The following is a 12765-nucleotide window of genomic DNA, read 5'->3' as shown; positions in this document are numbered from 1 at the left end:
GATCCGAACTATTCAACAAAGGAGGGAAACTTCAATGAGAAAGCTTCAACGTACAAGTTCTCAACGTAAAGCACTATTACGTGACCTTACTACAGACTTAATCGTACATGAACGCATTCAAACGACTGAAGCTCGTGCGAAAGAAGTGCGTTCGACTGTAGAAAAAATGATTACTCTTGGTAAACGTGGAGATCTTCACGCTCGCCGTAAAGCAGCAGCATGGATGCGCCGTGAGTTGGTAACAACTGCAGACGCTGAAGGCAACGAAACAACAACTTATGCTTTGCAGAAATTGTTTGATGATGTTGCACCACGTTACGCTGACCGTCAAGGCGGTTACACTCGCATCATGAAAATGGGGCCTCGTCGCGGAGACGGCGCACCTATCGTTATTATCGAATTGGTTTAATCAATCGGAGGGGGTCAATAGCCCTCTTCTTTTAGCATTATGATTTATACGACAATATGAAAAGCTGAGTGTTATGATGAGCGAGCCGAAAGGCGGCGTCTCGTCTAGCTCTACGCACCTCATTCAACCCTGGCTTAAGCAACCGGGGAAGCCATAGAGACAGAAAAGCGCATTTCTCTGAATGAGGTGCGCGCTTTTTTTATTTATTTACCGTTTTACAAACGCTGTTGAAAACCAGTAGAGTAGAGAAGAGATGAGCAAAGCAAGTGTTAGAGGAGGTCAGCTGAGATGAATTCGATTATATTGTCATTCGAAAATGTGACATTTACATATACGCAAGAAGATGAATCAGTGAAACCCGCCGTAAAGGATTTATCGTTCTCTATTGAGGATGGTGAATGGATTGCGTTGGTGGGCCATAACGGTTCAGGAAAATCAACTATCGCTAAATTGATAAACGGCTTATTGTTTCCGCAGACCGGAAAAGTTTTTGCGATGGGCAAATTGATGGCCGAAGAAAGTCTCTGGGACATCCGTTCGCAAATGGGAATGGTTTTCCAGAATCCGGATAATCAGTTTGTCGGGGCAACGGTTCAGGATGATGTAGCTTTTGCGCTGGAAAACAACGGAGTTCCGCATGAAGAAATGGTCTTGCGTGTTAAAGAAGCTTTGCACCAAGTGAAGATGGAAGCCTATTTCGATCACGAGCCCCATCATTTATCCGGCGGCCAAAAGCAGCGAGTGGCAATAGCCGGTGCCCTCGCTTTGCGTCCACGTTTGTTGATATTGGACGAAGCGACATCCATGCTCGATCCCCAGGGACGGATGGAAGTCATCGAAACCATTCGCGAGCTGCGGGAAGCGACTGGCCTGACAGTCATATCGATTACGCACGATCTGGAAGAAGCCGCAATGGCTGACCGGATCCTGGTCATGAATGCAGGGCAGAAACAATTGGAAGGTACGCCGGAAGCTGTTTTTTTGTCTGGCAATGAACTGACAACCCTGGGCTTGGACTTGCCGTTTTCGATGCGCATGACGCATTTGCTTCGGGAAGCCGGAGTCGAGCTGCAAGGGGAACATATGACAGAAGACGAATTGGTGGATGAACTATGGACATTTTACTCCGAGAAGTAGGATACAGCTATGCAAAAGATACGCCGTTTGAAAAGCGGGCGTTGACGAGTGTGTCGCTTCATATCCCTTCCGGTTCCTATACAGCAATCATCGGGCATACCGGATCCGGAAAGTCCACGGTTCTTCAGCATTTGAATGCCTTGCTGAAACCGACAGAAGGGTCTGTCATGATTGGCGAACGCAAAATAGAGGCAGGCGTGAAGGCGAAGAATCTGCGCGATGTCCGGCGCCAGGTCGGGATTGTTTTTCAATTTCCTGAACAGCAGCTTTTTGATGAAACGGTCTTGAAAGATATTATGTTTGGACCCCTGAATTATGGAGTGCCGGAAGAAGAAGCGAGCCGGCGGGCGCATGAACTGGTTGAACAGTTGGGATTGCCGCCGGAAGTATTGACGAAATCCCCATTTGATCTGTCCGGCGGCCAAATGCGTCGTGTGGCGATTGCTGGTGTGCTGGCGATGGAGCCGGATGTGCTGGTGCTGGATGAACCAACAGCTGGACTGGATCCGCGCGGCCGCCGTGAAATTATGGACCTGTTCCATCGGCTGCACATTCAGAAAGGCCTGACGACCGTCCTGGTGACCCATAGCATGGAAGATGCGGCGCGTTACGCAGATAGTGTCGCGATCATGCATAATGGGCGTTGCGTGGTTACAGGAGAGCCTGAAGAGATCTTTTCAAATGAAGAGCAGCTACGGGATTATCGCCTGGAGCCGCCACGGACCATCCGCCTGCAGCGGAAATTCGAAGCCAAAGCAGGCATTAAGCTCGAGGCCATTTCATTGACGGAAGAAGCATTGGCCAAAAACATCGCCTTGGCTTTATCGGAAGGGCGTGATTCCGAATGATGGAGAAAATGATATTTGGCCGCTTTATTCCGGGTGTGTCCATCATTCACCGAATGGATCCTCGAGCGAAGATTTTATTTGTCTTTGTATTTATCGCCATTGTGTTTATTGCTAATAGCGCTGTGACCTATGGTATTTTGCTTGGATTTACTTTATTGGTAGTATTCCTGTCCAAAATTCGTCTGTATTTTTTGATAAACGGTTTGAAACCGGTCTTTATTCTATTGATTTTCACCTTTTTGCTGCATATTTTCTTTACGCGGGAAGGCGATCTGCTATTGGATATCGGCTTTATCGAAATTTATGAAGAAGGATTGCGGCAAGGGATATTCATTTCAATCCGTTTCCTGGTACTGGTGTTCATCACCAGTATCCTGACCTTGACGACTTCACCGATTTCCATCACGGACGGCATTGAAGTGCTGCTCGGGCCATTCAAGCGGATCAAGCTGCCGGTCCACGAACTGGCATTGATGATGTCCATTTCGCTGCGATTTATCCCGACTTTGATGGACGAGACAGGCAAAATCCTCAAGGCTCAGATGGCAAGAGGCTCAGACATCGGCTCAGGGCCGATTAAAGAGCGTCTAAAGGCGGTCGTTCCCTTATTGATCCCATTGTTCGTCAGTGCCTTTAAACGGGCAGAAGACCTGGCTACTGCGATGGAAGTCCGTGGCTACCGGGGAGGCGAAGGCAGAACACGTTATCGCCAACTGGATTGGCGTTTGGTAGACAGCCTGAGTTTGCTGGTGCTGGCAGTGCTTGCGGGAATGCTTTGGTATTTCCGGGTATAAGGAGAGAGATTATGAAACGATTAAAAGCGACGATTGCTTATGACGGCTCCGGTTTTGCAGGCTATCAGGTGCAGCCGGACTCGCGTACGGTCCAACGTGAATTAATGAAAGTGCTGAAAACCATCCATAAGGGAAAAGTGAAGCAAGTGGTGGCAAGTGGACGGACGGATGCCAAAGTCCATGCAACGGGTCAGGTCATCCATTTTGACACGGAGTTTTCCATTCCGGTGAGCGGATGGCTGAAGGCCTTGAACGTGCTGTTGCCGGAAGACATCCGGGTCAGCTCGATCGAAGAGGTGGATGAGTCTTTTCATGCACGCTACCATACGACAGGCAAGACCTATCGCTACAAATGGGACCGCAGCCCGATCATCAGCCCGTTCACGCGCAACTATATGGTCCATGTTAAGCAGCCGCTTGATGTAGATGCCATGAGAGCAGCAGCGCAGGCTTTGATCGGCACGCATGATTTCTCCAGTTTTTGTGCAGCGAATACAGCCGTGGTCGACAAAGTGCGCACGATTTGGCGCATTGATTTTGAAGAACACGGCACTGAACTGCATATGGTCATCGAAGGTTCCGGCTTCCTCTATAATATGGTCCGCATTATTGCGGGAACGTTGACGGAAGTTGGCATCGGCAAAAGAACGGCAGAGGAACTTGTAGAAATTGTGGCTGCCACTGACCGGGACGCCGCTGGAAAAACAGCAGCGGCACATGGTCTTTACCTGGAAAGCGTGATGTACCGGAGCTGAAGCAACTTTTCCTGGTGTTTTTAGAAAACCCCTTGACTTTTCAGAGCTGGCGTTATAACATAATGTATGGTATTTTCATTACCCCCACGATATGCCCCGGAAGGTTATTAGTGTTAAGGGATAACGAAAAAACGGAACAGCGGAACACTGTAAAACAAGTTAAAAAAGAGACGATTTATTAGGAGGACAATATACATGCGTACAACATTCATGGCTAAGGGTCACGAAGTAGAGCGTAAATGGTTGGTTGTCGATGCAGAAGGGCAAACTCTTGGACGTTTAGCTTCTGAAGTCGCTTCAATCCTACGCGGGAAATATAAACCAACATTCACACCAAACGTTGACACTGGCGATCACGTGATCATCATCAACGCTGAAAAGATTCACCTTACAGGGAAAAAGCTTACGGACAAAATTTACTATCGCCACACACAATTCAGCGGTGGATTGAAACAGCGTACTGCACTTGAAATGCGCACAAAATACCCAACTAAAATGCTTGAATTGGCTATCAAAGGGATGCTTCCAAAAAACTCTTTAGGTCGTCAAACGTTCAGAAAGCTGCATGTCTATGCTGGCCCAGAACATAACCACCAAGCACAAACACCAGAAATTTACCAGCTTCGCGGATAATTATTAGTAAATTAGAGGAGGATACACCTTTGGCACAAGTTCAATATATTGGGACAGGTCGTCGTAAAAACTCAACAGCTCGCGTACGGTTAGTACCGGGTGACGGCACAATTACAATCAACAAACGTGACGTAGCGGACTATGTTCCTTACGAAACATTACAACAAATCATCAAACAGCCACTAGTTGCTACGGATACTCTAGGAAGCTACGATATCCTAGTAAACGTAAACGGCGGTGGATTCACAGGCCAAGCCGGAGCAATCCGTCACGGTATCGCACGTGCTCTACTTACTGTAGACCCTGCATTCCGTCCTGCGTTGAAATCTGCTGGGTTGTTAACACGTGACCCACGTATGAAAGAACGTAAGAAACCAGGTCTTAAATCAGCACGTCGTGCACCTCAGTTCTCAAAACGTTAATTTCGATTTTCGTTTACAAAGCACTTTCCGAAGAAATTCGGAAAGTGCTTTTTTATGTTCAAAAGGAAGCTTGAACAGGTAATATAGAAGAAAATGGGGAGGGATCTAGAAATGAACCGGATCAATTTGATTTGCCTGGGTGTAAAAGATATGAAAACATCAGTAAAGTTCTACAGAGATGGGCTTGGCTTCAAAACCGCTGAAAAAAGCGATAATCCTGAAATTGTGTTTTTTAACTCTTCGGGTACGAAACTGGAGTTGTATTCATTGGAGAGATTAGCAAAAGACATCGATGAGGAAAATCCGCCAAGCGGCAGCGGATTTTCAGGCATTACCTTAGCGTATAACGCAAAGTCAAAAGAAGAAGTGGATAGAGTGATGGCCCTGGCGAAAGCTGCTGGAGGGAAAATCGCCAAAGAACCGAAAGATGTTTTTTGGGGAGGTTATTCAGGCTACTTTACAGATCCCGATGGCTACTACTGGGAAGTAGCGTGGGGTCCGGACTTTACGTATGACGAAAACGATATGCTGGAAATTGAATCGTAATTAGTCTGCTGAGCCACTCTAGCTGTTCGGCTGAAGACAAACTGCTTTGCCAGATCGCTTATGTCTCTGAAGCTGAGTGGCTTTACCGTTTTTCTTGTGAGACTGAATAGATTTAAAATAGGATTTGCTGTGCTATACTTTATGGTGAGCAAAATTGATGGGGAGTGTATCGATATGTTAACTGAAGTACAAGTGCGCGAATTACTCGGAACCTTAGAAGATCCGTTTTTACATAAATCGTTGACGGAAACGAACGGCATCACGTCCGTAACGATTAAAGAAGAAAAAAAACACGTCAGTGTGAAAGTGGCGATCGCCAAAACCAACACGCCTGAACAAATGCAGCTTCAGATGAAAGTCGTCGATGTATTGAAAGAAGGGGGAGCGGCTTCTGTCGGCATCCGCTTTGAAGAGCTCTCTCCTGAAGCGTTGGCACAGTTCCGCGGAACGGCAAACGAATCAGAAGCGCAGGATCTATTGTCTCCACTCAACAAAGTTGAATTCATTTCGATCGCCAGCGGTAAAGGCGGCGTAGGCAAATCGACAGTCTCTGTCAACTTGGCGGTCGCGTTGGCGCGCCTTGGCAAAAAAGTCGGCTTGGTCGATGCAGATATCTACGGTTTTAGTGTGCCGGATATGATGGGCATCGACAAATCGCCGGTCGTCCGCGGCGAAACAATCATTCCGGTTGAACGGTTCGGCGTAAAAGTCATTTCAATGGGCTTTTTCGTAGAAGACAATATGCCGGTCGTTTGGCGTGGCCCTATGCTCGGCAAAGTGCTTGACCAATTTTTCCGCGATGTAGAGTGGGGAGATTTGGATTACCTTCTATTGGACCTGCCGCCTGGCACCGGGGACGTCGCACTCGACATCCACCAGATGCTTCCGGCTTCTAAAGAGATCGTCATCACGACTCCTCACCCGACGGCCGCATTCGTTGCAGCGCGTGCCGGAGCGATGGCACTTCAAACTGACCACGAAGTTTTAGGAGTCATCGAAAACATGTCGTGGTTCGAAAGCAAAGAGTCCGGCAAAAAAGAATACCTATTTGGACAAGGCGGCGGACCAAAGCTTGCAGAAGAATTGCAGACGCCATTGCTCGGACAGATTCCAATGGGCCAGCCCGACTGGAACGAAGAAGATTTCGCTCCTTCCGTCTACCTGGAAAACCATCCGACTGGAAAAATCTACGAAGACATCGCGAAGCAAGTGCTTAAACAATTTGCTGATAAAAAATAAAAGCTTGAGCAGCCTGGAAGCCGTAATTGGTTTCTGGGCTTTTATTTTAGGCGATTTATAATAGGATATGGCAATTCAGTAACAAAGCGCTGACTTTCAAGGTTTGTTCACAATCTATACTGTGCAGTGAATGGATTTTTTTATAGGCGGTTGGTACAATCTTAAAAGAACTTTAAATAACGGAGGCATTCAATTGACAATACGAAATTGGGTTAAGTTTTTTTTGAAAGCACTTTTACTTGGTGGAGCGGTAACCGGAGTGCTCGGTTTGTTCGTTCGCTGGGATGACGTATTTTCGCAGCCATTTAATGCGGGCGAGTGGGGCGAGTTTCTGGCAGGGTTCATCTGGCTGGTCATTATCGGCCTGACGATGAGCATCATCAGCCAATTGTGTTTCTTTGCCTATTTGACAGTGCATCAAATAGGGATGAACATTTTCCGCACATTGCGTCTGTGGAACTGGATTCAACTATTGATCATCGTAGTGGTTGTCACCGATTTAATATTATTCCGATTTGCACCAAATGCAGAAACGACAGAGCAGGTCTGGTTATATGGAATACTGCTGGCCATCCTGATTGTTACAGCAGTGGTGACAGCTTACTTTAAAGCGAAATGGACAAATAAGGAGACATTTATATCCGCGTTGTTCTTCATGATCGTGATTACGACTGTAGAATGGCTGCCGGCATTGATGGTGGAAGAAGGGAATATCGACAGTTGGGTCACGTTATTGCTGTTTCCATTCCTGGCAGTGAACGCTTATCAGTTGCTGGTATTGCCAAAATACAATGCCCAATCAGATATTGACCGCCAGAAATTGGAAGAGCGGCGTGCGGCAAGAAAAGCGCAAGCGCAGCCAGTTTCTAAAAAATAAAATCATTCATCCGTTGATTCTATTGCAACGGGTGGATGATTTTTGTTTTCGTGAAAATGAGCTAGGTTCTTAAGAAACATAGGCGGCTGTAAGGGCGAAGAGTAAGGGTGCAGGATCAGAGACTAGGAATACAGAAGGGAAAAGCGAGTTTTAAGAAAAACTTCTGTAAAAGTGTTGACAGGAATATAAACATGCTTTAATATAGTAAAAGTCGCCAAGCAACAACGAACAACATAAACGAAACGGCGGCAAACAACTTGAACCTTGAAAACTGAACAGCAAAACGTCAACAAACAGCAACGGCCGCGCAAAACGGCCCGCGCAAATCTACTGATCAGCTTATGCAGATCAAAGCGAACCGTGCGTCTAACGACCACGGTACGCCAGCAAGTCAAAGAGCAGTCAAATGTTCTCTATAATGGAGAGTTTGATCCTGGCTCAGGACGAACGCTGGCGGCGTGCCTAATACATGCAAGTCGAGCGGAACCATTGGAGCTTGCTCCATTTGGTTCAGCGGCGGACGGGTGAGTAACACGTGGGCAACCTGCCCTGCAGATCGGGATAACTCCGGGAAACCGGTGCTAATACCGAATAGTTTGCGGCCTCTCCTGAGGCTGCACGGAAAGACGGTTTCGGCTGTCACTGCAGGATGGGCCCGCGGCGCATTAGCTAGTTGGTGGGGTAATGGCCCACCAAGGCGACGATGCGTAGCCGACCTGAGAGGGTGATCGGCCACACTGGGACTGAGACACGGCCCAGACTCCTACGGGAGGCAGCAGTAGGGAATCTTCCGCAATGGACGAAAGTCTGACGGAGCAACGCCGCGTGAGTGACGAAGGTTTTCGGATCGTAAAACTCTGTTGTGAGGGAAGAACACGTGCCAACTAACTACTGGCATTTTGACGGTACCTCACCAGAAAGCCACGGCTAACTACGTGCCAGCAGCCGCGGTAATACGTAGGTGGCAAGCGTTGTCCGGAATTATTGGGCGTAAAGCGCGCGCAGGCGGTCCTTTAAGTCTGATGTGAAAGCCCACGGCTCAACCGTGGAGGGTCATTGGAAACTGGAGGACTTGAGTGCAGAAGAGGAAAGTGGAATTCCATGTGTAGCGGTGAAATGCGTAGAGATGTGGAGGAACACCAGTGGCGAAGGCGACTTTCTGGTCTGTAACTGACGCTGAGGCGCGAAAGCGTGGGGAGCAAACAGGATTAGATACCCTGGTAGTCCACGCCGTAAACGATGAGTGCTAAGTGTTAGGGGGTTTCCGCCCCTTAGTGCTGCAGCTAACGCATTAAGCACTCCGCCTGGGGAGTACGGCCGCAAGGCTGAAACTCAAAGGAATTGACGGGGGCCCGCACAAGCGGTGGAGCATGTGGTTTAATTCGAAGCAACGCGAAGAACCTTACCAGGTCTTGACATCCCGCTGCCCGGTGTAGAGATACGCCTTTCCCTTCGGGGACAGCGGTGACAGGTGGTGCATGGTTGTCGTCAGCTCGTGTCGTGAGATGTTGGGTTAAGTCCCGCAACGAGCGCAACCCTTGATCTTAGTTGCCAGCATTCAGTTGGGCACTCTAAGGTGACTGCCGGTGACAAACCGGAGGAAGGTGGGGATGACGTCAAATCATCATGCCCCTTATGACCTGGGCTACACACGTGCTACAATGGACGGTACAAAGGGCTGCCAACCCGCGAGGGGGAGCCAATCCCAGAAAACCGTTCTCAGTTCGGATTGCAGGCTGCAACTCGCCTGCATGAAGCCGGAATCGCTAGTAATCGTGGATCAGCATGCCACGGTGAATACGTTCCCGGGCCTTGTACACACCGCCCGTCACACCACGAGAGTTTGTAACACCCGAAGTCGGTGAGGTAACCACTTGTGGAGCCAGCCGCCGAAGGTGGGACGGATGATTGGGGTGAAGTCGTAACAAGGTAGCCGTATCGGAAGGTGCGGCTGGATCACCTCCTTTCTAAGGATAAATTCGGAACCGGGTTTCCCGGGGTTGACGTTTTGCGTTCAGTTTTGAAGGTTCACCTTCAGGCGGCAACGCCTTTTTGTGATTCTTTCAACACTTGTTCTTTGAAAACTGGATAAAACGACATTGAAACATATATGCAAGCAATTCATGTACGCGTGGCTTTCGAGCCACAACTTTTTAATTGACCATTGGTTAAGTTAGAAAGGGCGCACGGTGGATGCCTTGGCACTAGGAGCCGAAGAAGGACGGCACTAACACCGATATGCTTCGGGGAGCTGTAAGTGAGCTGTGATCCGGAGATTTCCGAATGGGGGAACCCGCTGCCTTTAATCGGGCAGTATCCATGTGTGAATTGATAGCACATGAGAAGGCAGACCCAGGGAACTGAAACATCTAAGTACCTGGAGGAAGAGAAAGCAAATGCGATTCCCTGAGTAGCGGCGAGCGAAACGGGATCAGCCCAAACCAAGAGGCTTGCCTCTTGGGGTTGTAGGACACTCTATACGGAGTTACAAAAGGAAGGATTAGGCGAAGCGACCTGGAACGGTCCGCCGCAGCGGGTAACAGCCCCGTAGCCGAAAACCCTTCCCCTCCAGAGTGGATCCTGAGTACGGCGGAACACGTGAAATTCCGTCGGAATCCGGGAGGACCATCTCCCAAGGCTAAATACTTCCTAGTGACCGATAGTGAACCAGTACCGTGAGGGAAAGGTGAAAAGCACCCCGGAAGGGGAGTGAAATAGATCCTGAAACCGTGTGCCTACAAGTAGTCAAAGCCCGTTAATGGGTGATGGCGTGCCTTTTGTAGAATGAACCGGCGAGTTACGATTGCATGCAAGGTTAAGCTGAGAAGGCGGAGCCGCAGCGAAAGCGAGTCTGAATAGGGCGCCAGAGTATGCAGTTGTAGACCCGAAACCAGGTGATCTACCCATGTCCAGGGTGAAGGTAAGGTAACACTTACTGGAGGCCCGAACCCACGCACGTTGAAAAGTGCGGGGATGAGGTGTGGGTAGCGGAGAAATTCCAATCGAACCTGGAGATAGCTGGTTCTCTCCGAAATAGCTTTAGGGCTAGCCTCAAGATTGAGAATCCTGGAGGTAGAGCACTGTTTGGACTAGGGGCCCATCCCGGGTTACCGAATTCAGACAAACTCCGAATGCCAGTGATTTATGCTTGGGAGTCAGACTGCGAGTGATAAGATCCGTAGTCAAGAGGGAAACAGCCCAGACCACCAGCTAAGGTCCCCAAATATCCGTTAAGTGGAAAAGGATGTGGCGTTGCTTAGACAACCAGGATGTTGGCTTAGAAGCAGCCATCATTTAAAGAGTGCGTAATAGCTCACTGGTCGAGTGACACTGCGCCGAAAATGTACCGGGGCTAAACGGATTACCGAAGCTGTGGATGGACATCGTAGATGTCCGTGGTAGGAGAGCGTTCTAAGGGCGTTGAAGTCAGACCGCAAGGACTGGTGGAGCGCTTAGAAGTGAGAATGCCGGTATGAGTAACGAAAGACGGGTGAGAATCCCGTCCACCGAATGCCCAAGGTTTCCTGAGGAAGGCTCGTCCGCTCAGGGTTAGTCGGGACCTAAGTCGAGGCCGATAGGCGTAGACGATGGACAACAGGTTGATATTCCTGTACCACCTCCCCGCCGTTTGAGCAATGGGGGGACGCAGAAGGATAAGGAGAGCGTGCCGTTGGTTGTGCACGTCCAAGCAGTGAGGCGTGGAATGAGGCAAATCCCATTCCTGATACGTTGAGCTGTGATGGCGAGAGGCCTAGCCTCGGAGTCCCTGATTTCACACTGCCAAGAAAAGCCTCTAGCGAGGCGGGAGGTGCCCGTACCGCAAACCGACACAGGTAGGCGAGAAGAGAATTCTAAGGTGAGCGAGTGAACTCTCGTTAAGGAACTCGGCAAAATGACCCCGTAACTTCGGGAGAAGGGGTGCTCTGGTAGGGTGTATAGCCCGAGAGAGCCGCAGTGAATAGGCCCAGGCGACTGTTTAGCAAAAACACAGGTCTCTGCAAAACCGTAAGGTGACGTATAGGGGCTGACGCCTGCCCGGTGCTGGAAGGTTAAGGGGAGTGCTTAGCGCAAGCGAAGGTGCGAACTGAAGCCCCAGTAAACGGCGGCCGTAACTATAACGGTCCTAAGGTAGCGAAATTCCTTGTCGGGTAAGTTCCGACCCGCACGAAAGGCGTAACGATCTGGGCACTGTCTCAACGAGAGACTCGGTGAAATTATAGTACCTGTGAAGATGCAGGTTACCCGCGACAGGACGGAAAGACCCCGTGGAGCTTTACTGTAGCCTGATATTGAATTTTGGTGCAACTTGTACAGGATAGGTAGGAGCCTTTGAGCCCGGAGCGCCAGCTTCGGGGGAGGCGTCAGTGGGATACTACCCTGGTTGTATTGAAATTCTAACCCACACCCCTGATCGGGGTGGGAGACAGTGTCAGGCGGGCAGTTTGACTGGGGCGGTCGCCTCCTAAAGAGTAACGGAGGCGCCCAAAGGTTCCCTCAGAATGGTTGGAAATCATTCGCAGAGTGTAAAGGCAGAAGGGAGCTTGACTGCGAGACGTACAGGTCGAGCAGGGTCGAAAGACGGGCTTAGTGATCCGGTGGTTCCGCATGGAAGGGCCATCGCTCAACGGATAAAAGCTACCCCGGGGATAACAGGCTTATCTCCCCCAAGAGTCCACATCGACGGGGAGGTTTGGCACCTCGATGTCGGCTCATCGCATCCTGGGGCTGTAGTCGGTCCCAAGGGTTGGGCTGTTCGCCCATTAAAGCGGTACGCGAGCTGGGTTCAGAACGTCGTGAGACAGTTCGGTCCCTATCCGTCGCGGGCGCAGGAAATTTGAGAGGAGCTGTCCTTAGTACGAGAGGACCGGGATGGACACACCGCTGGTGTACCAGTTGTTCTGCCAAGGGCATCGCTGGGTAGCTATGTGTGGCCGGGATAAGTGCTGAAAGCATCTAAGCACGAAGCCCCCCTCAAGATGAGATTTCCCATTGCGCAAGCAAGTAAGATCCCTCAAAGACGATGAGGTAGATAGGTTCGAGGTGGAAGCGTGGCGACACGTGCAGCTGACGAATACTAATCGATCGAGGACTTAACCAAACAACCG

Annotated in this window: 10 protein-coding genes and 2 rRNA genes; all 12 read left to right on the top strand. The window is 49.6% G+C overall.

Features of this window, described 5'->3' with window-relative positions:
• Window positions 1-34 precede the first annotated feature (34 nt).
• Window positions 35-409, top strand: coding sequence for a 50S ribosomal protein L17 (gene rplQ, locus AC1MEO_RS12630; protein WP_008432531.1), 375 nt, complete (start codon window positions 35-37; stop codon window positions 407-409).
• A 288-nt stretch (window positions 410-697) separates the two neighbouring features.
• On the top strand, window positions 698-1546 hold the full coding sequence (locus tag AC1MEO_RS12625; protein WP_480330940.1) for an energy-coupling factor ABC transporter ATP-binding protein: 849 nt from the start codon (window positions 698-700) through the stop codon (window positions 1544-1546).
• On the top strand, window positions 1522-2394 hold the full coding sequence (locus AC1MEO_RS12620) for an energy-coupling factor ABC transporter ATP-binding protein (protein ID WP_480330938.1): 873 nt from the start codon (window positions 1522-1524) through the stop codon (window positions 2392-2394). The genes AC1MEO_RS12625 and AC1MEO_RS12620 overlap by 25 nt, the downstream gene beginning before the upstream one ends.
• The gene (locus AC1MEO_RS12615) at window positions 2391-3188 is read left to right on the top strand and encodes an energy-coupling factor transporter transmembrane component T family protein (RefSeq protein ID WP_480330936.1); all 798 of its coding nucleotides are present in this window, start codon (window positions 2391-2393) and stop codon (window positions 3186-3188) included. Before AC1MEO_RS12620 ends, AC1MEO_RS12615 begins: the two co-directional genes overlap by 4 nt.
• 11 nt (window positions 3189-3199) lie before the next feature.
• Entirely contained in the window at window positions 3200-3943 is a 744-nt protein-coding gene (truA, locus tag AC1MEO_RS12610) for a tRNA pseudouridine(38-40) synthase TruA (RefSeq protein WP_480330934.1), read from the top strand.
• A 195-nt stretch (window positions 3944-4138) separates the two neighbouring features.
• A complete protein-coding gene (rplM, locus tag AC1MEO_RS12605; protein ID WP_480330932.1) occupies window positions 4139-4576 on the top strand; it encodes a 50S ribosomal protein L13 in 438 nt (145 codons plus the stop codon).
• Between the two features lie 29 nt (window positions 4577-4605).
• Window positions 4606-4998, top strand: a complete 393-nt coding sequence (gene rpsI, locus AC1MEO_RS12600; protein WP_058386707.1) for a 30S ribosomal protein S9 — start codon at window positions 4606-4608, stop codon at window positions 4996-4998.
• Window positions 4999-5109: 111 nt separating this feature from the next.
• Window positions 5110-5544, top strand: a complete 435-nt coding sequence (locus tag AC1MEO_RS12595; RefSeq protein WP_480330930.1) for a VOC family protein — start codon at window positions 5110-5112, stop codon at window positions 5542-5544.
• A gap of 174 nt (window positions 5545-5718) precedes the next feature.
• Complete coding sequence (locus tag AC1MEO_RS12590) at window positions 5719-6783, top strand: Mrp/NBP35 family ATP-binding protein (RefSeq protein ID WP_480330928.1); 1065 nt, start codon at window positions 5719-5721, stop codon at window positions 6781-6783.
• A 193-nt stretch (window positions 6784-6976) separates the two neighbouring features.
• Window positions 6977-7660 carry a KinB-signaling pathway activation protein gene (locus AC1MEO_RS12585; RefSeq protein WP_480330926.1) on the top strand — a complete coding sequence of 228 codons (684 nt, stop codon included), beginning with the start codon at window positions 6977-6979 and terminating at the stop codon, window positions 7658-7660.
• 415 nt (window positions 7661-8075) lie between these two features.
• Window positions 8076-9627: ribosomal RNA gene (locus tag AC1MEO_RS12580) — 16S ribosomal RNA — on the top strand.
• A gap of 199 nt (window positions 9628-9826) precedes the next feature.
• Window positions 9827-12758, top strand: a 23S ribosomal RNA gene (locus AC1MEO_RS12575).
• Together the 16S and 23S rRNA genes form the textbook arrangement of a ribosomal RNA operon.
• Window positions 12759-12765 lie beyond the last annotated feature (7 nt).

The sequence above is a fragment of the Planococcus sp. BI3 genome (genome assembly GCF_056680115.1).
Note: the sequence above shows the minus strand (reverse complement) of the source record. Positions and strands in the feature narration are given on the sequence as shown.